This is a genomic window from Streptomyces sp. NPDC051677 (assembly GCF_044453465.1).
Classification (GTDB): domain Bacteria; phylum Actinomycetota; class Actinomycetes; order Streptomycetales; family Streptomycetaceae; genus Streptomyces.
In genome coordinates, this window is record NZ_JBITCT010000008.1 from 102398 (window position 1) to 123660 (window position 21263).

At 70.1% G+C, this 21263-nt stretch carries 25 protein-coding genes; 10 read left to right on the forward strand and 15 right to left on the reverse strand.

The annotated features are described in order from the left end of the window. Positions 1-18: 18 nt before the first annotated feature. Positions 19-864 carry an LLM class F420-dependent oxidoreductase gene (locus ACIBAF_RS11800; RefSeq protein ID WP_399463021.1) on the reverse strand — a complete coding sequence of 282 codons (846 nt, stop codon included), beginning with the start codon at positions 862-864 and terminating at the stop codon, positions 19-21. A 301-nt stretch (positions 865-1165) separates the two neighbouring features. Between ACIBAF_RS11800 and ACIBAF_RS11805 the strand changes: the two genes are divergently transcribed. Together ACIBAF_RS11805 and ACIBAF_RS11810 are read left to right on the forward strand one after the other, a co-directional pair. Beyond that, entirely contained in the window at positions 1166-2707 is a 1542-nt protein-coding gene (locus ACIBAF_RS11805; protein ID WP_399463022.1) for a CehA/McbA family metallohydrolase, read from the forward strand. Positions 2708-2762: 55 nt separating this feature from the next. Next, complete coding sequence (locus ACIBAF_RS11810) at positions 2763-3650, forward strand: DUF4344 domain-containing metallopeptidase (RefSeq protein WP_399463023.1); 888 nt, start codon at positions 2763-2765, stop codon at positions 3648-3650. 171 nt (positions 3651-3821) lie between these two features. On the opposite strand, the gene ACIBAF_RS11815 is transcribed toward ACIBAF_RS11810, so the two are convergent. Then, positions 3822-4067 carry a hypothetical protein gene (locus ACIBAF_RS11815; RefSeq protein ID WP_399463024.1) on the reverse strand — a complete coding sequence of 82 codons (246 nt, stop codon included), beginning with the start codon at positions 4065-4067 and terminating at the stop codon, positions 3822-3824. A 43-nt stretch (positions 4068-4110) separates the two neighbouring features. Here ACIBAF_RS11815 and ACIBAF_RS11820 point away from each other — a divergent pair, with 43 nt between their 5' ends. Beyond that, positions 4111-4305 carry a hypothetical protein gene (locus tag ACIBAF_RS11820; protein ID WP_399463025.1) on the forward strand — a complete coding sequence of 65 codons (195 nt, stop codon included), beginning with the start codon at positions 4111-4113 and terminating at the stop codon, positions 4303-4305. Positions 4306-4341: 36 nt separating this feature from the next. Here the strand turns inward: ACIBAF_RS11820 and ACIBAF_RS11825 are convergent, their stop codons facing one another. The 5 genes from ACIBAF_RS11825 to ACIBAF_RS11845 form a co-directional block, all read right to left on the reverse strand. Beyond that, positions 4342-5937, reverse strand: a complete 1596-nt coding sequence (locus ACIBAF_RS11825) for a hypothetical protein (protein WP_399463026.1) — start codon at positions 5935-5937, stop codon at positions 4342-4344. 63 nt (positions 5938-6000) lie between these two features. Next, a complete protein-coding gene (locus ACIBAF_RS11830; RefSeq protein WP_399463027.1) occupies positions 6001-6129 on the reverse strand; it encodes a hypothetical protein in 129 nt (42 codons plus the stop codon). A 43-nt stretch (positions 6130-6172) separates the two neighbouring features. Then, complete coding sequence (locus ACIBAF_RS11835; protein ID WP_399463028.1) at positions 6173-6721, reverse strand: GNAT family N-acetyltransferase; 549 nt, start codon at positions 6719-6721, stop codon at positions 6173-6175. Between the two features lie 137 nt (positions 6722-6858). Then, positions 6859-7107, reverse strand: a complete 249-nt coding sequence (locus tag ACIBAF_RS11840) for a hypothetical protein (protein ID WP_399463029.1) — start codon at positions 7105-7107, stop codon at positions 6859-6861. Continuing rightward, on the reverse strand, positions 7083-7907 hold the full coding sequence (locus tag ACIBAF_RS11845) for a TauD/TfdA family dioxygenase (RefSeq protein ID WP_399463030.1): 825 nt from the start codon (positions 7905-7907) through the stop codon (positions 7083-7085). Before ACIBAF_RS11845 ends, ACIBAF_RS11840 begins: the two co-directional genes overlap by 25 nt. A 169-nt stretch (positions 7908-8076) precedes the next feature. Between ACIBAF_RS11845 and ACIBAF_RS11850 the strand changes: the two genes are divergently transcribed. Both ACIBAF_RS11850 and ACIBAF_RS11855 read left to right on the forward strand, forming a co-directional pair. After that, positions 8077-8553 carry an NUDIX domain-containing protein gene (locus ACIBAF_RS11850; protein ID WP_399463031.1) on the forward strand — a complete coding sequence of 159 codons (477 nt, stop codon included), beginning with the start codon at positions 8077-8079 and terminating at the stop codon, positions 8551-8553. Positions 8554-8559: 6 nt separating this feature from the next. Further along, entirely contained in the window at positions 8560-9756 is a 1197-nt protein-coding gene (locus ACIBAF_RS11855) for a helix-turn-helix domain-containing protein (RefSeq protein ID WP_399463032.1), read from the forward strand. Positions 9757-9763: 7 nt separating this feature from the next. Here the strand turns inward: ACIBAF_RS11855 and ACIBAF_RS11860 are convergent, their stop codons facing one another. Next, positions 9764-10204 (reverse strand): ATP-binding protein, encoded by a 441-nt coding sequence (locus tag ACIBAF_RS11860; protein WP_399463033.1) that lies wholly within the window; start codon positions 10202-10204, stop codon positions 9764-9766. Positions 10205-10396: 192 nt separating this feature from the next. Between ACIBAF_RS11860 and ACIBAF_RS11865 the strand changes: the two genes are divergently transcribed. Both ACIBAF_RS11865 and ACIBAF_RS11870 read left to right on the forward strand, forming a co-directional pair. After that, complete coding sequence (locus ACIBAF_RS11865) at positions 10397-11248, forward strand: helix-turn-helix domain-containing protein (RefSeq protein ID WP_399463034.1); 852 nt, start codon at positions 10397-10399, stop codon at positions 11246-11248. Between the two features lie 9 nt (positions 11249-11257). Continuing rightward, a complete protein-coding gene (locus tag ACIBAF_RS11870; RefSeq protein WP_399463035.1) occupies positions 11258-11452 on the forward strand; it encodes a DUF397 domain-containing protein in 195 nt (64 codons plus the stop codon). A gap of 65 nt (positions 11453-11517) precedes the next feature. Here ACIBAF_RS11870 and ACIBAF_RS11875 read toward each other — a convergent pair whose 3' ends face one another. After that, positions 11518-12255 (reverse strand): ALF repeat-containing protein, encoded by a 738-nt coding sequence (locus ACIBAF_RS11875; RefSeq protein WP_399463036.1) that lies wholly within the window; start codon positions 12253-12255, stop codon positions 11518-11520. A gap of 208 nt (positions 12256-12463) precedes the next feature. Between ACIBAF_RS11875 and ACIBAF_RS11880 the strand changes: the two genes are divergently transcribed. Together ACIBAF_RS11880 and ACIBAF_RS11885 are read left to right on the forward strand one after the other, a co-directional pair. Next, positions 12464-12946, forward strand: coding sequence for a nuclear transport factor 2 family protein (locus ACIBAF_RS11880; protein WP_399463164.1), 483 nt, complete (start codon positions 12464-12466; stop codon positions 12944-12946). 170 nt (positions 12947-13116) lie between these two features. Further along, positions 13117-13605 carry a carboxymuconolactone decarboxylase family protein gene (locus tag ACIBAF_RS11885; RefSeq protein ID WP_399463037.1) on the forward strand — a complete coding sequence of 163 codons (489 nt, stop codon included), beginning with the start codon at positions 13117-13119 and terminating at the stop codon, positions 13603-13605. Between the two features lie 11 nt (positions 13606-13616). Here ACIBAF_RS11885 and ACIBAF_RS11890 read toward each other — a convergent pair whose 3' ends face one another. After that, positions 13617-14465, reverse strand: a complete 849-nt coding sequence (locus ACIBAF_RS11890; RefSeq protein WP_399463038.1) for an endonuclease/exonuclease/phosphatase family protein — start codon at positions 14463-14465, stop codon at positions 13617-13619. A gap of 89 nt (positions 14466-14554) precedes the next feature. On the opposite strand from ACIBAF_RS11890, the gene ACIBAF_RS11895 reads away from it, so the two are divergent. Continuing rightward, on the forward strand, positions 14555-14950 hold the full coding sequence (locus ACIBAF_RS11895) for a nitroreductase family deazaflavin-dependent oxidoreductase (RefSeq protein WP_399463039.1): 396 nt from the start codon (positions 14555-14557) through the stop codon (positions 14948-14950). Between the two features lie 66 nt (positions 14951-15016). On the opposite strand, the gene ACIBAF_RS11900 is transcribed toward ACIBAF_RS11895, so the two are convergent. The 5 genes from ACIBAF_RS11900 to ACIBAF_RS11920 all read right to left on the reverse strand — a co-directional run bounded on the left by ACIBAF_RS11900 (position 15017) and on the right by ACIBAF_RS11920 (position 21167). After that, positions 15017-15568, reverse strand: a complete 552-nt coding sequence (locus ACIBAF_RS11900) for a DUF3455 domain-containing protein (RefSeq protein ID WP_399463165.1) — start codon at positions 15566-15568, stop codon at positions 15017-15019. Between the two features lie 243 nt (positions 15569-15811). Beyond that, on the reverse strand, positions 15812-17320 hold the full coding sequence (locus tag ACIBAF_RS11905; protein WP_399463040.1) for an aldehyde dehydrogenase family protein: 1509 nt from the start codon (positions 17318-17320) through the stop codon (positions 15812-15814). Beyond that, positions 17317-19047, reverse strand: a complete 1731-nt coding sequence (locus ACIBAF_RS11910) for an amidohydrolase family protein (protein ID WP_399463041.1) — start codon at positions 19045-19047, stop codon at positions 17317-17319. The genes ACIBAF_RS11905 and ACIBAF_RS11910 overlap by 4 nt, the downstream gene beginning before the upstream one ends. 139 nt (positions 19048-19186) lie before the next feature. Next, complete coding sequence (locus ACIBAF_RS11915; protein ID WP_399463042.1) at positions 19187-20305, reverse strand: LLM class flavin-dependent oxidoreductase; 1119 nt, start codon at positions 20303-20305, stop codon at positions 19187-19189. A gap of 91 nt (positions 20306-20396) precedes the next feature. After that, entirely contained in the window at positions 20397-21167 is a 771-nt protein-coding gene (locus ACIBAF_RS11920; RefSeq protein WP_399463043.1) for an SDR family NAD(P)-dependent oxidoreductase, read from the reverse strand. Between the last annotated feature and the right edge of the window lie 96 nt (positions 21168-21263).

Consider the following 21263-nt stretch of genomic DNA (forward strand, 5'->3'; position numbering starts at 1 on the left):
TAGAGGTAGGCGGAGGTCCTAGAGGTAGGGCGCGAACCCGTCGAGCAGGCCCAGCACCTCCGCCTCACCGGCCGGCGGCAGCTGCACCACGACCTCCTCGATGCCCAGCTCCGCGTAGTACGCGAGCTTGCCGGGGGACGGCTGGACGGCGTACGGCACGACCTGGAGGGCGGACGGGTCGCGGCCGGCGTCCGCCCAGGCCGTGCGCAGGGCGGGCAGCGACTCGGAGAGACCGCGGCCGCCGATCGGCAGCCAGCCGTCGGCGTACTCGCAGATGTGCGAGAACAGCTTCGGGCCCGCGGCCCCGCCGAGGAGGGTGCGGGGGCCGGTGACCGGTCCGCGCGGCTTCTGCACCGGCTTGGGGTACGCCGTGCTGGCGCGCACGCTGCCGTACTCGCCCTCGTACGCCGTCGGCTCCTCCGCCCACAGGGCCTGCATCAGCCGCATCCGGTCCCGGACCAGCTCGCGGCGGGTGCGCCACTCGACGCCGTGGTCGGCGGCCTCCTCCACGTTCCAGCCGTAACCGAGGCCGAGGGTGAGCCGGCCGCCGGAGAGGTGATCGACGGTCGCGATCTGCTTGGCGAGGTCGATCGGGTCGTGCTGGGCGACGAGGGTGATGCCGGTGCCGAGACCGAGCGTCTCCGTCACCGCCGCCGCCTGGCCGAGGGCGACGAAGGGGTCGAGGGTGCGGCCGTACTCACGGGGCAGGTCGCCGCCGGCGGGGTAGGGGGTGGTCCGCTCGACCGGGATGTGCGTGTGCTCGGGCAGGTAGAGCCCGGCGAAGCCGCGCTGCTCCAGCTCACGGGCGAGGCGGGTGGGGGTGATCGTCTCGTCGGTGAGGAAGATCGTGACGGCGATGCGCATGGGCGGGCCTTTCGCTGCGTACGGCGACATCTGGACTGCTGGGCGGTGTTGGCTGGGGGGTGCTCTGCGGGTGCGTCTGGGGGTGTGTCTGCGGGTGCGTCTGGGGTGTGTCTGGGGTCTGTTTACGGGTGTGTCTGCGGGTGACGTCCTCATCTGTACCGGGAGACGGAGCGGGTGTCCATACCGACTGGTCGGCATCACCCGAGGGCGCGGCGACCCTACTGGTGTACATGACATCCCGACGGACGGCGATTCCCTTGCCGTCCACGGGAGTTCACCCGGACCGGAGAGACTGGGGCGCATGTGTGAGGACGCCCACCCCATCGCACGCCGAGCCCTCTTCGTGACGGGCGCCGCGACCGCGCTTACGTTGGGAGGCGTGAGCTTCGCAGCGGCGGCCGGCCAGAAGCAGAGGGCTCAGGGGGCTCAGGAGTCCCACACCCTGCGGGGAACCCTGCCCACCGGATCGCCGGATTTCGTCTACGTTCCGGTGGAAGTCCCGTCAGGCGTACGGGAGTTCAGGGTCGCGTACGCCTACGGCCGGCCCTCCGTCCCGGCCGGCACACCCGGCAACGCGCTCGACATCGGCGTCTTCGACGAACGCGGCACCGAGCTGGGCGGGAAGGGCTTCCGGGGCTGGTCCGGGGGCGCCCGCAGCGAGTTCTTCATCCGGTCGGACGAGGCGACGCCCGGGTATGTCGCCGGCCCGGTCCGCAAGGGCACCTGGCACCTCGCCCTCGGCCCCTACACGGTGGCGCCGGAGGGCCTGCCGTACGAGATCACGGTGACGCTGACATACGGCGAGCCGGGGGCGGCCGCAGCGCCGTCGTACCCCTCCTCCCGGGCGAAGGGGCGGGGCCGCGCCTGGTACCGGGGCGACTGCCACCTCCACTCCTGGTACTCCGACGGACGCCGCACTCCCGCCGAGATCGGCGCGCTGGCGCGGGCGGCGGGCCTGGACTACATCAACACGTCGGAGCACAACACGCATGCGGGGCACGGTGCTTGGGCGGACGTGGCGGGCGACGACCTGCTGGTGATGCTGGGCGAGGAGATCACGACGAGAAACGGCCACGTACTGGCGCTGGGCACGGACCCCGGCACGTTCGTGGACTGGCGCTACCGGGCCCGCGACAACCGCTTCGGCCGCTTCGCCCGCCGGATCCGACAGGCGGGCGGCCTGGTCGTGCCGGCCCATCCGCACGCGACGTGCATCGGGTGCGGCTGGAAGTTCGGATTCGGTGAGGCGGACGCGGTCGAGGTGTGGAACGGCCCCTACACGCCGGACGACGAGGTGGCGCTGGCGGAGTGGGACGCGATGCTGGTGGCGGGGGTGCGGGGCGGGGCCGGCACCGGTGCCGGCGCCTGGCTTCCGGCCATGGGCAACAGCGACGCGCACCGGGATCCGGACGCGGTGGGACTCCCCCAGACGGTGGTCCTGGCCGACGACCTGACCCGGGAGGCGATCCAGGAAGGCATCCGGGCGGGACGGTCGTACGTGGCCGAGTCGAGCAGGATCTCCCTCTCCTTCACGGCGACGGGCGGCAAGGGCGCACACGCGGGCATCGGCGAACGCCTGAACGTCGACGCCGACACCACGGTGACCGTCCGCCTGGAGATCACCGGCGCCCCGGGCTGCACGGTCCGCTTCGTAACGGACCAGGGCGTGCTGTTCACGAGCGCCGCGCTGCCGGAGTCGGGCGCGGGTGTGGCGCAGTGGCGTACGACGGCTGCGTATGCGGCGTACGTACGGGCGGAGGTCCGACACGAGGCGACGGCGGTTCCCCTGCCCGGCGCGTTGGCGGCGTTCACGAACCCCGTGTTCCTGGGCGGGCAGGGGTAACGGGCAGGGTTGACGGAGGCCGGTTCCCGACGCGTTCACGACATACTCGGCGAAGATGGGCATGATGCCGAAGTCGACACGCAAGAACGAGAACGTGAACATGAAGGCCCTCGGGAAGCGTCGAGGCCGAGGCCGCACCGCTCTGCAGGCCGCGCTACTGCCCCTGCTCCTCGCCTTCACCACCGCATGCCAGACGACCACGCCGGCCGAGCGCCCGAGCACCGGTGGGGCGAGCTTCAGCATCCGCTATGACCAGCCGTCGACCTCGGACGCGGCCGACGCCGAGTTCCTCCGGAAACGGAAGCTGCCGGAGGAAGCCGCGCGGAGCGTCACCGCTCTCGTCGAAGTGAGTCCACCGGTCGCGATGGTCGTGCGGTCCTGCAACGGTGAGGGATCCGTCTACGACCCCGACACCCGCCGCGTGGAGGTCTGTTACGACGAGATCTCCGAAACACGGGACCTGTATCAGGACGCCGGACAACCGCTCTCCGAGGACACCCTGTCCGCCGTCATGCTGGAAACCCTGTTCCACGAGAGCGCACATGCCGTCCTCGACGCCCTCGACCTCAAGGGAAGCGGCCGGGAAGAGGACTTCGCCGACCAGTTCGCCGCCCTCATGCTGCTCCGCCAGGGCGTGCGGGGAGAGGACAGACTGCTCGCCGCCGCCGAGACCTGGCGACTGTCCGCGATCACCTACGAAAACGTGGACGACGGCCAGGCGGACGAACACTCCACGGACCACCAACGCGCCGTCAACCACCTCTGCTACGTCTACGGAGCCGCCCCGGCACGTCACCAGAATCTGGTCGACACGCACGCACTCCCCCCAGACCGGGCGCGCGGCTGCACAGGGGAGTGGAAGACCGCACAAACCACCTGGCTGAACACCCTCGGCCGACATGCCAAACATGACGCCGGGGGGTCTTCCACGTCCACACCTTGATCATCCAGAAGCGGGCTCGGTCCACCACCTGTGGATCACGGAAGTACTGGACGACCGTCACGGCCAATGCCTGGATTGTGCGTGTAGACGACCGTGATCGCCTCGGCCGAGTCGCGGGCGAGGGGTGCGGTGTACGTGCACTCCACGGAGGGTGTGCGCCAGCCGGGGGCTTCACTCACCCCGGCCGCCCCTGGGACGCGCGTCTTCCAGGGCTGCCATGATGTCGGGCGAGTTCCTGATCAGGATGCGGTGCCGGTACGCCCGCACCACCGCTGCGGCGCCCTCGAGGTCGTTGGTCGGTGAAGCCCCTATGGCCGCCGCCAACTCCTCCTCGAACCGTTCCCTGTCCCCCGGAAAACCGTAGCGGCTGAGCGCGCTGCGCAGGTCGTTTACGGTCGAAATATCCGGGAGAGGCATCCCTCCAGCCGTGCTCGAGCTGTGCGCACCAAGGGGGTCGCCCTTGAAGCCGGGGCGGGACGCGTGGGTCCGTGTCCCAGACGGCGACGCGGACTCCGCCCAGGGCGAAGCCTGCGTCCGCATAGCCGCCCATCTCGACCCCGTCCTGCGTGCTGAATTCGCCGAGCCGATCCGCGCCATTCTCGCCATCATTCCCATCGCCTTCGCCGCCCTGCTCGACGCGCTTCGCGCACGGTGACGAGCAACGCGACCAGACGGATACGACGCGCCTGCTTCACGGTGCTGGTGTCGCAGCCGGTACGGCCAGGGAGCGTAGGGCGGCCTCCAGAGCCAGGGGCCGGTACAACTCGCTGGCCCCATGCCGAGTCGTGGCTACGGTCGCGCATTGGGCGCTCAGCTCGCCGGGATCCAACAGGCCCTGAAGCATGAGGATCGATCCGGGCAGCCACTGGGACAGGAGTGGCAGGCCGTCCTGAAGCATGGCCGCTTCGCATGTGGCTGCGAAGTTCTCCCGCAGCGGCGGGTGGACGACCTCGCGGGAGTACCCCGCCTGTTGCAGGCGGATACGCATCAGCTTCTTGCCGCGTCGCCATGCCAACGGCAGGGATTCGCCGAATCGCAGCACGAGCGGGGTGGCCAGCGGGCTGATCGGCCATAAGCCGTGACGCATGGCGGTCGCGCTGTGCACAGCGAGGGCTGTGAGGGTGGAGGCGTGGAGTACGGAAGCGGGTGCCAGGTCGTCCTCGATGTGAGGCAGGGTGTCCCGGGCGCGGGGGCCGAGGTGGTCGGGCACGGGGTGCAGGTTCCACGGATCGCCGGTAATGGCGCGTTCCTCCGGACGCTGGAAGCACAGCTCGTCGCCGCCGACCCCGGTGAAAACCCACCGGGCACCGGCAGCCCTCAGGCGGCTGTACAGCTCGTTCATGGCTTCGGCGTAGGTGCCGTCCGTGGGGCTGGTCGGCCGACCGCTCGCGCGAGGTCCGGTGGAGTGGAAGGGACCGAACTCTGCGACGGGCACGGTCAGATCGGGGCCAAGGCAGGCGCGCGCGGAGATCTCGCAACGCCGCCGATGCTGCTGATCGCCGACATCTCCGCCGAGCGTCAGCGCCGCCGTACGAACCGGTCCGACGGTCTCGGCAAGTGCGAGTGCGGTCATGGCGCTGTCCATGCCGCCGGAGAGTTCTACCGCGCAGCCTTCGATGGACAGTGGACGGGCTGTGATCTCGCGTCGTAGCAAGTCGCTGAACACGGCTACCGGATCGGCGGCGGCGTGCAGGACACGGGGCCTGGAGTGCAGGGCCGGGGCCGGGTACGTGATGCTCAGGCCAGTAGCGCAGTCCCATGTGGCGGTGGCGCGTTCGGTGAGATGACGGATGGTGCGAAAGACCGTCGCTGTGCTGTAGCGGGTGCGGTAGGCAAGCACCGCGGCGACTTCGCGGGCGTCCAGATCGTCGGATCCAGGATGCAGGTCGAGCAGGTCCCACGAAACGGTCAGCTGAGTGCCTGTGGGGCGGAGGTACAGCGGTGCGACGCCTCGTTCCCCGCACGTGATCCGTACGCTCTGCCCGGCGGTCACCTCCACTCGCACTACTTGCAGGGGCCATGAATCGACCTCTTCGACCTGCCGCCGGAACTCCGGACCGCCTGTCACCTGCCGGAACATCGTCACCGGCGGCCGGTCGGCGGCGGCCTCACGCACGATCAGGCAGGACTGGCCGGATTCGGACGTGGTGACCGGCGTGGTGACCATGACGTGTTCGATCGCCGGGTGCGTATAGGGCTCGATCCAGGACCGCCCCGAGATCCACCTGTGCCCGTCCCACTGCCAACCACCCACGCCTGCCGTTCCCGTCAGCCGCATCTTGATCATCGCGCTCCTCCTGCTCCGAGCGGTGGGCCAGGCACTTTGCCCCTGGCCCACCGCCGAGACCTGTCAGATGTCGTCAGTCTCGGTCTGCGTGTCCGAGCTGCCCTGCTTCTTGGTGTAAAGAAGGTCCAGGCCCGGAACCTCACGGATCTCCTGGTCGGCGAACAGTCCCTCGAACGGGGTGTTCTGTTGCATGGCAATCACCTTTCTCATCGGGACAAGACATGTGGTGCCGCCGTCACTCCGTCGGAGTGCCGGAGTCTTTGATCACCGCCATCAACTCGGGCAGGTCCTCTGCCCGGCGGGCCATCAGGTAGGCGGTGCGGCCCTTGCGCCGCGGGGTGTGGACCAACTCCCAGCCCTGCACGTCGCGGTAGTAGGTCATGAGCCGTTCCGCGAAGGTGCCGCGGCGCACCCACTCGATGCCTTTGCGGGCAGCCCGGTCCAGGACCCACCACGCGATCAGGCGGCCAGGCTGGTCCCGTCGGCGGGCGGGGTGCGTGAACGACGTTGCAAGGAAGTACGCGCTCTGGGCCAGTTCCTCGGCGGTCCAGCCCCACTCCGGGGTCGCCGTGAACACGGTGGTGCAGCCGATAACCTGGCCGACGTCGACGAGCACCCAGACAGGGAAGTTCGGGTCTGCGGCCTGGGAGGCGATGATGTCCACGTCTTCATCGGTCCTGGGCCAGTCGGGGACACCGCGCTCCCGCATCCAAGCCATGCGCGCTCGCACCATCGCGGCAATCGCATCCTGATCCTCGGCGGCAGCCGGACGCATCTCGTACACGGCGATCCTCCTGGCCTTTGTAGCTCGTGAGCTGCACCGCAGGGGGTCCGTCGGCGCATGGTGTCCAGGGCGGATCGGGCCGCCCGGCACCCGGCCCCGCCTCGATCGTCGCGGTGGAAGGGAGGGCGCGTATGGGCTCACCGACCCCACCGTCCGTTGGCTACGGCCACCTTGGCGCTCAGTTCCTCGGCCTGGGTCGGACTTCGTAATTCCGTCGGTGGAACGTCCCACTCCCTGCCGCCCCTCGGCGGGCGGAGTTGGACGTAGGGCCCCGCGTGCCCCATGACGACGCCCACTTGGTCATTGCGCTTGTCGACCATCAGCGTTCCCACGTCCGTAGGCTCGGTGTCCGACACATCGGTCACCTCCTTGTCGTGTTCGCCCATGAGTCGGGCTCCCAGGTCCTGGAAAGGAAGGCGGCCGTCGGGTGCGGAGCGAATCCGCTGGGTAGAGCGAAGCGGGGTTCGCCCAGGGCCCGCAGGAGTCGTCGGTCTCCGGTGAAGCGTGTGCGGGCATGCAGCCAGCGGTGGTTGTCCAGCAGATAGCCCTGTCCGGCCCGGAGCATCAGGCGGTGCTGGCCGGCGGCGATGGCGCTGCGGAGGACGGGTAGGTAAGGCTGGACGAGGGGGCTCCAGCGGGCCAGACCGTCCTGACGGAGCCGCATGGAGATCCGCCCATCTGACTGGACGGTGAAGACCTGTGTCGCGTGGCCGGTGCCTGCTCCGAAGTAGGCGGTTCGCGGCTGGCAAAGGGCGACTGCGGCTTCTCGGCTCTCGCCGACGAGGCGGGCGTGCACGTCGCGTCCGTCGGCCAGAAGGGTCTCGCCGCCGATTGACGCGGACTGCTCGCACACCAGGAGGATCAGGCGCGGCGGCCTGGGAGTGCCCGACCTCTCGGTGTGGGCGGATAATTCGCCGTTACCGAGACCGGCGAAGCCGGCGCGGTGGGCGTGGGTTCCTGTGTCGTGGATCAAGGTCAGGCCGTCCTGGGCACCATGTGGGTGGGGCGTGACCGCCATCAGCCGGGAGGTGAACGCCAGGGTCTCCGGCCGGGTCCGCAGCCCGTCGAAGGTGACCAGGCCGGTCTCACGAACTTGTGCGGCGATCGCGTCGCCGACGTGCGGGACGCGCAGGTTGATGTAGTGGTCCGCGAAGAGCGACTCGGAGCCCGTGCAGGCGTCGAGCATCGCCGTACTCCTTCGATCGGGGGCGTTGTGATCAGAGTGGGAAGGTCGGGTGGCCGGAGTAAAGCGACTGATTGTCGACTCGGACAATTCGGTCGCCGCACTGGTGAGTTGAGGGACCCGTGCTACGTTCCGAAAGCCCGGGCTCGCACACATCAGGACGAGGACCGCCATGACGTACACGCCGCCGCTCTGGCCCGTCTCCGTGAAAGGCGTCGCGCTCGACGCTCGTGAACGTGTGCTACTGCTGCGGAACGAGCGCGAAGAGTGGGAACTGCCCGGGGGACGCCTGGAGATCGGCAGTCCCGACGGGGCACAGTCACCGGACATCAGTCCGGAGGCGGCACTCGAGCGCGAGATCCGGGAAGAGACAGGCTGGGACGTCAAGGCCGGCCCGCTCATCGAGGGCGGAGCATGGATCTATCAGCCCATCCCCGGACGGCGGGTACTGATCGTGACGTACGGCTGCACCGTACTGACTCCCGACCGGCCGCCCGTCGTCAGTCACGAGCACAAGCAGTTGGGCATGTTCACCGCTGACGAAATGCCGAAGCTGAACATGCCGGACGGCTACAAGCAGGCCATCTCCGCCTGGTACAGCCACGGGCGCACCGACTTGGCGGTCCTGGACAAGCCCGAGGGGATGTAACCGACCATGGCCGGGGGCGGGATCGTCACGCGACCTGGTGAGGACACGCTCCCGCTTCCCCAACCCTCGGCCCAACACGCCCAGTGGCACTGGGCGACACCGCAGGCTCACCTCGTACTGGCCACAGCGGACCTGGCCGGCATCCTGCGCTTCTACCGCCGGGTCCACGGCCTGAACCAGACCGCGCTCGGCGCGCTCCTCGGCTACGACAAGACCTACATCTCCGCTCTGGAGTTGGGGAAGCGTGCCCTCGACGACATCGGCTCCCGCCGCCGGATCTGCGAGGCCCTTCGCCTGTCGCCCCATGTCCTCGGCATCACCGACCCCGCAGACACGGACCACCGGGCGATGCTGCAGTTCGGTGAGTCGACCGTCCGCCTTGCCGAGATCGCACGTCAGTCCGGGCACGCCTCCGAAGCCGTCTCCGAGCTGTGGCCGCTCGTCGCCCGCCTCGAAGCCCGTGTCGACGATGGTCACACCGAGCGCGATGTCCTGCACTTGCTCGCCCGAGCGCGTGTCGGCCTCGGCGTCGCCCTGGGTAACGTGCTGCCCGAGGAACGCCTGGCCACCGCCGCCCATTGGACGGCCAAGAGCCTGAAGATTGCGGAGTATTTCGCAGATCCACGCATGACCTCGTACGTACTGCGCATGCACGGCAACGAGCTGCGCAAGGCCAAGCTGCGGGGCGCGGCAGTCCAGCGGCTGTGCCGCGCCGCGGCCACGGCTCCGGATGACTGCGCCCGCGCCGCCGTCCTGCCGCTCCTCGCCCGGGCAGCCGGCGCGCTGGGCAACAGTGGACTGTTCGACCGGGTGATGCGTGAGAGTGACGCCCTGCTCGACCGTGTCGACCACACAAGCTTGTTCAATCCCTTCTCGCTGCACGAGATCCGCTTGCGCGGTCTCGTCTCCACGGGTCGGCCCGACGGAGCCATGCGGCTTGTGGAGCAGAGCCCGACGCCCACGACCGTCGTGGCCCCGCAGTGGCGCGTCATCGAACTGGTCACCGTCGCAAACGTTCAACTGCTGGCCGAAGATCGCAGTGGTGCCGCACAGTCGCTGGACATCGCGACCCGGGAGGCGGTGACGCAGCGCCTCCCGCATCAGCTTCAGCGCGTCATGCGCACGGCGGGGGCGCGGTTGCCCTCGCAGCACGCCGCAGCGTCCCAGTCCCTGGACCGGATACGGAGCGAGATGGCTGCCTGACGGCCGTTCACTCCGCTGTTCCGCCCCCGCAGTCCGCCCACAGCAGCTTGCCGCCCTTCGACGCGCCCAGGTGGCGGAGTACCGAGACACCGACGTCGTTTGTGCAGGCCCGTACGAGGTGCAGGCCTCGGCCTTGTTCGGAGTCTGCCGGCGGGGCGGCGCCGAGAGGGTCGCCCTTGAAGCCGGGAGGGACGTGCGGGTCCGTGTCCCAGACAGCCACGCGGACTCCGCCCGGCCGGGTCGACATCAGGCGCAGGGCGTAGGAGCCCTCGGTGTGCAGGTGCGAGTTCGCCAGCAGCTCTGCGGCCACGAGTTCTGCGGTGGGGGTCAGCTCGCCCAGCTCATGCGCGGTGAGAATCAGTCTCAACGCGCCCCTTGCGATGCCCGGTGCGCGTGGATCGCGGGGAAGGTGCAGGGTGTAGTTCCAGGACGGGGATACGGTGGTCACGGAAGTCTCCGATCGCTGAGGGGAGTTGGGCAGGTGCCTGGTGTCATTGCCGCGGCGTCCCACGGTGCGCTTCCGGGCGGGGCGCCTGTGTAAAGAAGGTAGGCGCTCCGCAAAGCAGCTTTGCGGAATTCCGAAGAATCTCGGCATCCTTCCCCTCGTGTGGGTGACAAACTCCCGGAGAGAAAAAGGCTCATGACGACGCGGCCCGCTCCCACGGCACGACGAATCCGGCTGGCCACAGAGCTGCGCAAGCTCCGCGAGCGGGCTGGTTTGACGTCAACAGAGGCAGCGAAACTGCTCGGCACGAGCTCCGGACAACTCAGCAATGTCGAGTCGGCCCGGTTCGGCGTGAGCGCGGAACGGGTCCGGGCGATGGCCAACGTCTATTCGTGCGCGAACCCGCCCTACGTCGATGCCCTCACCGACATGGCGGTGGACAAGACGCGCGGATGGTGGGACACGTATCGCGAGGTGCTGCCGTCGGGACTGCTCGTCCTGGCCGAGTTGGAGCACCACGCCACGGCGATCCGCACCGCGTTCACCGCGCACATCCCCGGCATGCTCCAGACCGCCGAGCACGCCCGGGAGATCTTCAGCCAGGTGATCCCGGCACCCACACCCCCGGAGGTCGAACACCGCGTCGCTCACCGCATCCGGCGTCAGGACGTGGTGTTCCGGGAGGACCCGAACCCGTACAGCACCGTCATCCACGAGGCCGCCCTGCACATGCAGGTCGGGGGCCCCAGGGTGGCCCGCGCTCAGCTCCAGCACCTCATCGACATGAGCCAGCGGAAGCACGTCGCTCTGAGAGTGCTCCCCTTCGGGGTCGGCGCGTTCCCCGGATCAGGGCAGTCCATCAACTACCTGTGCGGTTCCGTACCGGAGTTGGACACTGTGCAGCTCGACCAGTTCCACGGCCCCGTTCTGCTCGACGCCGAAGCTCACCTGGAGAAGTACCGACGTCTTCTGAACGTCGTAGAGGCCACCGCTCTCAGTCCCGCGAAGTCGCGAGACCTGATCCGTTCCATCGCCCGGACCTTCTGAAGGAGCCCCATGCCCACGACCGACTGGCAGAAGTCGTCCTACTGCCAAGAAGGCGAAGCCTGTGTCCACATATCCGCCGGCCCCCGCTCCCTGGCCATCCACCTCACCGAATCCGCCGACCCCTCCCAAACCGTCCTCACCACCACCCCCTCCGCCTTCGCCGCGCTGCTCGGCTCGCTGACGGGGTCGCTCAGCGCGCCGTGACCTTGTGGAAGAAGGTGCCGGCGCCCCTGTGGCCGCGCCGGCGCCCCGGAAGCTTCGGCCGTGGCCTAGCGGTCTACCTCGTACTGGCCGACCTCCAGGAAGTAGCGGAGTTCCTCCGGCGTGCCGTCGATGGCTTCCTCGGCAGCCGCGCGGAGGGCGGCGCTGATGGTCGGGTCGGCGAGGATGCGGGCCACGGCGACGCGGTCGTCCTCGGCCTGGGCCAGGCGGAACCCGGTCTCCAGGAAGGCGCGCAACGCCTCCGGGGTGCCGACGTCGAGGGCCCTGCTGGCCTCCCGGACGACCGCCTTGCCGGACTTCTTGTCGCCCAGGATGCGGAACACGGCGACGCTGTCATCCTCGGCCTGGGCCAGGCGGAACCCGGTCTCCAGGAAAGCACGCAGGGCCTCCGGGGTGCCGACGTCGAGGGCCCTGCCGGCCTCCCGGACGACCGCCTTGCCGGACTTCTTGTCGCCCAGGATGCGGAACACGGCGACGCTGTCGTCCTCGGCCTGGGCCAGGCGGTAGCCGGTCTTGAGGAAGGTGCGCATGTCGTCCACGGTGCCGTCGAGGGCGGCGTTGGCCTCTCGGACGACCCTCTTGCCGGAGTCCTTGTCCGCCAGGATGCGTGCGATCGCGATACGGAGTTCCTCGTCGGACATCTCGTCCACCGGCGTATCGGTCGTCGCCGTCGCAGTCGTCGCTGTGGCCGCCGTCGTGTCGGCGGCGAACGCCGGGGTGGCGAAGAGGACGGCCGGGGTCAGGGCGATGGTCGCGACGAGCAGGGCGGCGCGATGCTGCTTCATGGGTGTGTTCCTCCGTGGTCCGGCAGTCGATGCGGAGATTCTCGCCGTTGGGCCGTTGAGCACCAACACAATAAGGAGGAGCAACTCCCGCTGCCGTAAAGGTGGTTACGTGGGAGGTAATCGCGTGAAGCCGTCCTGGGCGCCGAGAATGACGGTCTCGCCGCGTCGGCAGGGCGCGGTGTCCGACGTCATCAGGGAGGGGTCGGTCATGTCGTCCGGCACGCCTACTGTCACCACCCGCACTGTCACCACCCGCACTGTCACCACCCGCGCCGCCGTCGAGGAGCTGCTGCGGCGGATCGGGGAGGGCGATCCCGAGCGGATCGCCGAGTTGTACGCCGAGCACGGGGACTGGAAGCTGGACTGGCCGCAGGACGAGCACGGTCGTCAGCACAGCGCCACGCCGTGGATCCGGCACCGCTCCAGCCGTGCCGACGCCGCCGCCCACTACCGCGAGCTCGCCGAGCACCACGTGCCCGGGCAGGCGGCGACCGAGATCGAGCGGATCCTCGTCGACGGCGACGACGCGGTCGTACTCGGCGAGATCCGCCAGACCGCCCGCTCCACCGGACGCGCCTACCGCGCCCGGTTCGCCCTGCACCTCGCCTTCGAGCAGGGCAGCGGCCTCGTCGTCCGCCACCACGTCTATGAGGACAGCCTCGCGGTCGCGCGCGCCTTCGACACCGCATGATCTGGTTGGCCGCACGGCCTGGACGAGTGAGTCCGATGTCTGCCCCGGCCGCGACCATGGCCAGGTCCGGAGCACGCCCAAGAACTTTCCCGATTCCCGTCACATCTGCGTGCGCCGACCCGTCAGTGCTGTGAAGACGCCAACCAGGCCGAAGCAAAAGGAGAGCAGCCATGACGAACTCCTCCATCTCCCGGATGCCCAACCCGGCCGAGTTCGTACCCGAGCTGAACGACATCAGCGCCGCACTCTTCCGGGCCACGGGCAACCGCTCGGTGCCGCGCACCACGATGAACCTCGTCCACCTGCGTGCCGGGCAGATCGTCGGCAACACCTACCTGACGGTCCTGAACACCGGCTTTCTGCGCAAGGCCGGGGAGTCCGAGGAGCGCATCACCGCTGTCTCCTCCTGGGAGGACGCCCCGTACTTCACCGCCTCCGAGCGCGCCGCCCTCGCCTTGGCGGAGGCCACCCTCCAGCCGGCCCCGCACGGCAAAGAGCGCGTCTCCGACGAGCTGTACGCCGAGGTGGCGAAGCACTACGACGAGAAGGCACTGGCCACCCTGACCATCGCGATCGGCCAGATCAACTTCTTCATCGCCCTGGCCGTCATCGGCAAGCCGCAGCCGGTCAGCTCCCTCGCCGACGAGCAGTGGGACTGAATTGACCGCCGTCAGATGATCGCCGTCTCCCCCTCCGCCAGATCCGCGACGACCGCCGCGTGGTCGGAGGGCCAGACGCCGTCCACGGGGCCCTGGCCCGCCCGCTGGACGCGGCGGACGTGGCCCTCGCCGGCTGGGCCGGGCGGGCCCACGTGGATGTAGTCGATGCGGGCGGGCGGCTCCAACAGGCGGGCCGCGTACGGGTTTTCTGGGGTCCAGGTGGCGGCGGGCGCGGTGGGGTCGGCGTAGTCCCAGGCGTCGTGGAACACCAGGCCGGGGACGGCCGGCGCGGTCCTCGTGCCGGCGAAGAGGCGCACCTCGTCGGAGTCCGGCCAGGCGTTGAAGTCGCCGGTGACGACAGGCGGGCAGGGGGTGCCGCCACGGTGCCGGGCGACCAGCTCCGCGAGGGCCGTGACCTGGGCGCACCGCACCGCCGACGCCTGCACGGCCGACGTGAGGTGCGCGGTGAAGAAGGGGACGTCGAACGCGGGGGCGGCCACGCGCGCGTAGAGGGCGAGACGGCCGTCGGCCAGGTCGGCCGGCGCGGGCAGCAGCAACGTCTCCCGTTCCGTCACCGGCCAGCGGCTCAGCACCGCGTTGCCTATGTCGGCCGAGCCGGCATCCGCGTCCACGTCCGCGATCCGGGTCCGCCAGCGTTCCGGGAACGGCGACGCGGCCCACGTGCAGTGCAGGCCCAGCTCGTCGGCCAGCCACTCGGCCAGGTTCTCACCGCCGGCCGCCCACACCTCCTGCAGTCCGACCACGTCGGGGCGCAGCTCGCGCAGCACGGCCAGGATCGCCTTCTGGCGTTCTCGCCACGGGCCGAACCGCCACCACAGGTTCCAGCTCACCACGCGCATGTGCAGCCACCCGCTCTCGTCACGCCGACGGCGTCGGGGACCATTGAAGCAACAGCAGCAATCCTGCGTGCGAAGGAGTCCCACAGATCATGGCCTCGCCCAGCGACCTCCGGTTCCGCGCAACCACCGCCTTCCAGCGGCACGTCGCCAACCCGCTCATGCGCCGCCTGCCGTTCCACACCCTCCTGGAGACCACCGGCCGGGTCTCCGGCCGGCCCCGCCGCACCCCGCTCGGCGGCCGCCGGGTCGGCGACGCGTTCTGGCTGGTCTCGGAGTTCGGCGAGCGGTCGCAGTACGTCCGCAACATCCAGGCCGATCCACGGGTGCGGGTGCGGATCGGCGGGCGGTGGCACCACGGCACCGCCCACCTGCTGCCCGACGACGACCCGGTCGCCCGCCTGCGCACCCTCCCCAAGGCCAACAGCACTGCCGTACGGGCCCTGGGGACGGGGCTGCTGACGATCCGGGTCGATCTCAGCGACTGAGGTGACTGAGGTGATGAAGGCGCTGAAGGTGATGCAGGTGCTGGAGGTGGCTGAGGCGCCGGAGGGTCACTTGGCGGGCTTGTAGAAGGCGTACGTCGCCGAGTACGGCACGCTGACCTGGTCGGCGCCGGTGCAGGCGGTGGCCGGGGCGACGCCGCCGGCCGTGTCGAGGCGCTGGATGTAGGTGACGTCGGTGAAGACCCCGGCGCCGCGCGTGGCGGTGGCCTTCAGCAGCAGCTCGGGGATGGTGCCGGCCTTGGGGGACGTGACGAGGGCGGCGGCGTTGACGGCGCTGCCGTCCACCGTGGACACCCAGACCGGGCCGCGGGAGTGCAGGGCGACGGGGCGGTGCGCGCGGTCTCTCTTGTAGGACAGGGTGGCGGCGGGCTCCAGGAGCTTCCAGGCGCCGTCGGCACAGGTGTACGTCTGGACGCCCTTGGCGGCGAAGACGCCGGTCAGCCGGTTGCCGTCGGGCACCTTGAGCGCGGCGGGCGCGTCGACGTGGGCGGTTGCGGACTGAGCGGGCGCGGCATGGCCGACCGTGGTGCTCAGCAGGGTGCCGGCGGTCGCGACGGCGAGGGCCGTGGTGGTGAGGGCGAGTCGCTTGGCGAGCTTCATCTGGTGCATCGGGTGGTCTCCGAACGATTTCCGGACATGTTCACGGGCGGGGCCGGGCCCGGCCGGACGCCGTCCAGGCCCCTGCGCCCGGAGGCTACGGGTCCGCCTGCGACTCCGACGCCTGTTCGGCGTTCTCTGAACGATCTCTGCACACCCGGGACAGTCCTCCTGGCTCAAAGGGCAAGCAAACAGCCCCTGTTGTTCACCCCGGCCAGTCCACTTCGACCGGTTCGCCGCGACCGGTCACCCCGGCCAGACGATCGACTGCACCTCGCTGTAGGCGTGCAGCGCGTACGAGCCCACGTCCCGCCCCACCCCGCTCATCTTGAACCCGCCGAACGGCGCCTCCATGTTGCGGCCGGCCGTGTTCACGCCGACGCCGCCCGCGCGCAGCCGGCGCGCCACCCGGAACGCCCGGGCCACGTCCGACGACCAGACGTAGTCGATGAGGCCGTAGTCGGAGTCGTTCGCGAGGGCCACGCCCTCGTCCTCCTCGTCGAAGGGGACGACCGTCACCACCGGCCCGAAGATCTCCTCCCGGGCCACCCGCATGTCGTTCGTGCAGTCGGCGAGGAGCGTCGGGGCGACGTAGAAGCCCCGCTCCAGCGGCGGGCGTTCACCGCCCGCGACGACCACCGCGCCCTCCTTCCTCCCCAGTTCCACATACGCCTCCACCCGGTCCCGGTGTGCGGCCGAGATCACCGGGCCGACCACGGTGTCGGGCTCCCGCGGATCGCCCACCTTCAACCGCCTCGCGTACGCGGCGAGTTGCTCGACGAGCTGGTCGTACACCGTGCGGTGCGCCAGCACCCGGGTCGGGGCCGTGCAGATCTGGCCGCTGTAGAAGGAGAAGGTCGTCCCGATGCCCGCGACCGCCGAGGCGACGTCCGCGTCGTCGAAAACGACCGCCGCGCCCTTCCCGCCCAGCTCCATCAGCTGGCGCCGCATGTCCCGGCCGCACACCTCGGCGATGCGCCGGCCCACCGCCGTGGAGCCGGTGAAGCTCACCATGTCGACGTCCGGCGACGACACCGCCGTCTCACCGATCTCGACGGCGCGCCCGGAGACGACGTTGACGACCCCGCGCGGCACGCCCGCCGCCTCCAGCGCCTCCGCCATCCGGTAGACGGACAGGGGGTCCTGCGGGGCGGGTTTCACGACCACCGTGTTGCCCATGGCGAGGGCGGGGGCGATCTTCCCGGCCGGGTTCGCCCACGGGTTGTTGTAGGAGGTGATGCACGTGACGACGCCGACGGGCTGCCGGACGGCCACCGCGCCCATCACGCCCGCCTTCCCCTCCCCCACTGCCTTAAGGGCGTGGGAGGTACCCCCATGGCCGGCCTCGTTGATCTGCGGCGGGATCGGCCACTCGGCGGGCTCCACGCGCGCGTAGCGCTTGAAGCGGGCCGCGCCGACCCCGACCTGCATGGCGCGCGCGGTGCCGGTCGTGGCGCCGGTCTCGGCCTGGGCCAGCGCGGCGTACGGGAGCAGCCGGGCGCGGATGACGTCGGCGGCCCGGCCCAGTACCGCCGCCCGTTCCTCCGGCGGGGTGCGCGACCAGGGGCCGAAGGCCTCGCGGGCCGCGGCGCAGGCCGCGCGCACCTGATCCCGCGAGGCCTCCGGGGCCAACCCGACGGTCCCCTCGGTCGCCGGGTCGACGACCTCGTAGTGGCCGCCGTCCGGTTCGACCCAGACCCCGCCGACGAAAAGCCGCTGCCTCTCGCTCACCGCCTTGGCGGCTCCCTCGCTCACCGGGTGTTCACCGTCCTGGTGTCCCGCCCCGAGCGCAGCACCCGCCCCGGTACGGCGCCGGTCACGACGTCGTCGCGGATGGCCGCCACGCCGTTGACCCAGACCGCCCGCACCCCGATCGCCTTCGAGTCCAGCCGCGGACTGTCACCCGGCAGGTCGTGCACCAGGGTGGCCTTGCCCGCGTCGATGCGCTCCGGGTCGAACAGGACGAGGTCCGCATGGAAGCCCTCCTGGATCCGGCCCCGCTCGCGCAGCCCGAAGAGCCGCGCCGGGTCGTCCGTCAGCATCTTCACCGCCTGCTCCAGGCCGGCCAGTCTCCGGCCGCGCAGACAGTCGCCGAGGAAGCGCGTGGTGTACGGCGCCCCGCACATGCGGTCCAGGTGCGCGCCCGCGTCGGAACCGCCGAGCAGGACGTCCTCGTGGGTCCAGGCCTCCGCGCGCAGCGCCCACGAGTCGGGGTCGTTGTCGGTCGGCATCGGCCACAGGACCGTGCGCAGTTCGTCGGCCACGCAGATCTCGACCAGGCAGGCGAAGGGGTCGAGGCCGCGTTCGGCGGCGATGTCCTCGACGACCCGCCCGGTGAGGCCCTCGTTGGCCGCGCTGTAGGTGTCGCCGATGACGTACCGCCCGAAGTTCGTCAGCCGCCGGAAGACGCCGGCCTCCTTCGACCCGGCGTGCCGCAGCAGCTCGGCCCGGACGGACGGTTCCCGCAGCTTCTCGATCCGCTCGGGGACGGGCAGACCGAGGACCGGTCCCCAGCCGGGGATCAGGTTCAGGGCGCAGAACGTGCCCAGGGACATGTTCATCGGCGTGAGGATGGGCATGGTCAGCGCCACGACCCGGCCGCCGGCCTTCCGTGCCCGCTCGCTCGCCATGAGCTGCCGGGGCACCCGCTCCGGGACGGCCGAGTCGATGGTGAGGACGTTCCAGTTCAGGGGGCGTCCGGCCGCCGCGCTCATCTCCACGAACAGGTCGATCTCGGCGTCGCTGAACTGGTCCAGGCAGCCCGCGACGATCGCCTCGATCTGTGTGCCCTCGTGCTCGCCGACGGCCCGCGACAGCGCCAGCAGCTCGGCGGGCAGGGCATGCCGGGACGCGACCGGCTGCCCGTCCCCGTCGGAGTGGGTCGAGGACTGCGTGGTGGAGAACCCCCACGCCCCCGCGTCCATGGCCTCGTGCAACAGCCGTACGATCTCGGCGAGTTGCTCCTCGCTGGGCTGCCCGCCCACCGCGTCCGGCCCCATCACGTACCGCCGCAGCGCGCAATGCCCCACCATGAACCCCGCGTTGACCGCGATTCGCCCTTCGAGGGCGTCGAGATACTCCCCGAAGCCGCTCCAGCTCCAGGGCGCGCCCTCCTCAAGTGCGACCAGCGACATGCCCTCCACCTTGGACATCATGCGGCGGGTGTAGTCGGCGTCGGCGGGCCGGGCCGGGTTGAGCGGCGCGAGCGTGAACCCGCAGTTCCCGGCGGCGACGGTGGTCACCCCGTGGTTCAGGGACGGGGTGGCGTACGGATCCCAGAAGAGCTGGGCGTCGTAGTGCGTGTGCGGGTCGACGAACCCGGGCGCGAGCACGAGCCCGTGAGCGTCCTCGGACGTCCGCGCCTCCTCGTCGACCGTCCCGACGACGGCGATCCGGCCGTCGCGAATCCCCACATCGGCGACGAACGAGGGCGCACCCGTCCCGTCGACGACGGTCGCGCCCTTGATGACGTGATCGAGCATGGACCTTGCCTCCTTGAACTCCGGTGCAGCGGACGTGCCTAAGGGGCGCGGGGCTGTATCCATGTGCGGCTGCCGCCGCGTGGGCGCGACAAGCCACGACCGGCCCGCAGTCGCCGGACGACCCGCACGCCCGCGGCGATTACGCGCCCTGGCGGAACCGGGTCGTCCGGTGAACCGGATCCGTGTCGATCTTCGGAATCACGTGCTCCCCGATCAACCGGATCGTCTGCAACGTCTCCTCCTTCGGCACCCCGACCGGCAGCCCGAAGGACAACTGGTCCGCCCCCGCCTGCTCCCACCGCTTGCACTGCCGCAGCACCTCGTCCGGGTCGCCGCAGATCAACAGCTCCTCCTCGACGAGGAGTTCGACGAAGTCGGCGTTGTACTCGGGCAGCGTCTCCGGCCAGACGGGGAAGCCCTCGGGCCGCGGGAAGGTGTCGTGGTAGCGGAACACCAGCGACGGCAGGTAGTGCAGTCCGCCCTCGACGGCGATCCGGATCGCCTCGTCGTGCGTGGGCGCGCAGATCGCCGTCGTCGTCACCATCACGTTGTCGTTGACGAAGTCACCGATCGGCTCGGCGTTCACGACCGCCGTCTTGTACTGCTCCAGCACCCACTCCATGTCGGAGACCTTCTGGATGCTGAACCCGAGGACGCCCAGCCCCTTACGCGCGGCCATCGCGTACGACGGCGGCGACCCGGCCGCGTACCACATCGCCGGGTGCGACTTCCCGTACGGCTTCGGCAGGATCTTGCGCGGCGGCAGCTGCCAGTGCTTGCCCTGGAAGCCGACGTACTCGTCCTGGAGCCACATCTTGGGGAACTCGGCGATGGTCTCCTCCCAGATCTCCTTGGTGTAGTTCATGTCGGTGATGCCGGGGAGGAAGCCGAGGATCTCGTGCGACCCGGCGCCACGGCCGGAGCCGAACTCGAAGCGGTTCTGGCTGAGATGGTCGAGCATGGCGACCTTCTCGGCGACCTTGACGGGGTGGTTGACCTGGGCGAGCGGGTTGAAGATGCCCGATCCCAGATGGATCCGGTCGGTCGCGTGTGCGAGATACCCGAGGAAGACGTCGTTGGCGGAGAGGTGCGAGTACTCCTCCAGGAAGTGGTGCTCGGACGCCCAGGCGTACTTGAAGCCCGACTTGTCCGCCTGGATGACGTACTCGGTCTCCTCCATCAGCGCCTTGTGCTCGGCGAGGGGGTCGGTCTCGGCGCGCTTGCCCACGTATCCCTGTACAAAGAGCCCGAATTCCACGGAGGTTCACCGTCCCAGGTCCTGGATTGGGGTCCATTCGGATACCTGACGATCCGTCAGTTCGGTTGGATGGTCAATACCTGACGACCAGTCAGATGATGGAGACCCCCGCCAGCCACCCCCCGTCGATCACGAACGGCTGCCCGGTGATGTACGAGGAGTCGTCCGAGGTGAGGAAGAGGGCGAGCCGGGCCACCTCCTCCGGCCGGCCCACCCTGCCCAGCGGCACGAGCTTGCGGTACAGCCCGTCGAGGGCCTTCGAGGTCTCCTCGGGGTCCGCGTCCGGGTCCAGGAGGGACGGGTTGGACATCGCGGTGTCGACGGCGCCGGGGCACATCGCGTTGACCCGGATGCCGCGCGGCGCGAGCTCCAGGGCGGCGACCCGGGTGAGCCCGAGGATCGCGTGCTTGGTCGCCGCGTACGAGCCCACCGCCGCCATCCCGGTCACGGCGGTGTACGAGGCCGTGTTGACGATCGTGCCGCCGTCCGCGAGGACCGGGGCGGCCGTTTTCACGCCCAGGAAGCAGCCGACCTGGTTGACCTGCACGACCTGCATGAACTCGTCGAGGGGCGTGTCGACGAGGGCGTTGAAGCGCAGGATGCCGGCGTTGTTGACGAGGCCGTCGAGGCGGCCGTACGCGTCCTGCGCGGCGCGCACGGCGGAGCGCCAGTCGTCCTCCCGCCCCACGTCCAGGTGCACGTACAGCGCGCCGATCTCCTCGGCGAGGGCCGCACCCTGGTCGTCGAGCACGTCGGCGACGACGACCTCGGCCCCCTCCGCCCGGAACAGCCGGGCCTCCTGCTCCCCCTGACCCCGCGCGGCCCCTGTGACGAGGACGACGCGCCCGTCGAGCTTGCCCATGCCGAACCCCCTTCGCATCGCATCACTGGAGCTCAGCATCGTAACGCCGGAACTGACGATGCGTCAGATGTGCGCACCGAATTGCGTGCCACCGTC

Excerpts from the sequence above, each read along its gene's own strand:
- ACIBAF_RS11855 (WP_399463032.1), top strand. The coding sequence starts at position 8,560 with ATGGCCGGGGGCGGGATCGTCACGCGACCTGGTGAGGACACGCTCCCG.
- ACIBAF_RS11875 (WP_399463036.1), bottom strand. The coding sequence starts at position 12,255 with ATGAAGCAGCATCGCGCCGCCCTGCTCGTCGCGACCATCGCCCTGACC.
- ACIBAF_RS11815 (WP_399463024.1), bottom strand. The coding sequence starts at position 4,067 with ATGCCTCTCCCGGATATTTCGACCGTAAACGACCTGCGCAGCGCGCTC.
- ACIBAF_RS11895 (WP_399463039.1), top strand. The coding sequence starts at position 14,555 with ATGGCCTCGCCCAGCGACCTCCGGTTCCGCGCAACCACCGCCTTCCAG.
- ACIBAF_RS11850 (WP_399463031.1), top strand. The coding sequence starts at position 8,077 with ATGACGTACACGCCGCCGCTCTGGCCCGTCTCCGTGAAAGGCGTCGCG.
- ACIBAF_RS11890 (WP_399463038.1), bottom strand. The coding sequence starts at position 14,465 with ATGCGCGTGGTGAGCTGGAACCTGTGGTGGCGGTTCGGCCCGTGGCGA.
- ACIBAF_RS11845 (WP_399463030.1), bottom strand. The coding sequence starts at position 7,907 with ATGCTCGACGCCTGCACGGGCTCCGAGTCGCTCTTCGCGGACCACTAC.
- ACIBAF_RS11920 (WP_399463043.1), bottom strand. The coding sequence starts at position 21,167 with ATGGGCAAGCTCGACGGGCGCGTCGTCCTCGTCACAGGGGCCGCGCGG.
- ACIBAF_RS11840 (WP_399463029.1), bottom strand. The coding sequence starts at position 7,107 with ATGGGCGAACACGACAAGGAGGTGACCGATGTGTCGGACACCGAGCCT.
- ACIBAF_RS11830 (WP_399463027.1), bottom strand. The coding sequence starts at position 6,129 with ATGCAACAGAACACCCCGTTCGAGGGACTGTTCGCCGACCAGGAGATC.
- ACIBAF_RS11870 (WP_399463035.1), top strand. The coding sequence starts at position 11,258 with ATGCCCACGACCGACTGGCAGAAGTCGTCCTACTGCCAAGAAGGCGAA.
- ACIBAF_RS11900 (WP_399463165.1), bottom strand. The coding sequence starts at position 15,568 with ATGAAGCTCGCCAAGCGACTCGCCCTCACCACCACGGCCCTCGCCGTC.
- ACIBAF_RS11810 (WP_399463023.1), top strand. The coding sequence starts at position 2,763 with ATGGGCATGATGCCGAAGTCGACACGCAAGAACGAGAACGTGAACATG.
- ACIBAF_RS11880 (WP_399463164.1), top strand. The coding sequence starts at position 12,464 with ATGTCGTCCGGCACGCCTACTGTCACCACCCGCACTGTCACCACCCGC.
- ACIBAF_RS11865 (WP_399463034.1), top strand. The coding sequence starts at position 10,397 with ATGACGACGCGGCCCGCTCCCACGGCACGACGAATCCGGCTGGCCACA.
- ACIBAF_RS11910 (WP_399463041.1), bottom strand. The coding sequence starts at position 19,047 with ATGCTCGATCACGTCATCAAGGGCGCGACCGTCGTCGACGGGACGGGT.
- ACIBAF_RS11805 (WP_399463022.1), top strand. The coding sequence starts at position 1,166 with ATGTGTGAGGACGCCCACCCCATCGCACGCCGAGCCCTCTTCGTGACG.
- ACIBAF_RS11885 (WP_399463037.1), top strand. The coding sequence starts at position 13,117 with ATGACGAACTCCTCCATCTCCCGGATGCCCAACCCGGCCGAGTTCGTA.
- ACIBAF_RS11800 (WP_399463021.1), bottom strand. The coding sequence starts at position 864 with ATGCGCATCGCCGTCACGATCTTCCTCACCGACGAGACGATCACCCCC.
- ACIBAF_RS11825 (WP_399463026.1), bottom strand. The coding sequence starts at position 5,937 with ATGATCAAGATGCGGCTGACGGGAACGGCAGGCGTGGGTGGTTGGCAG.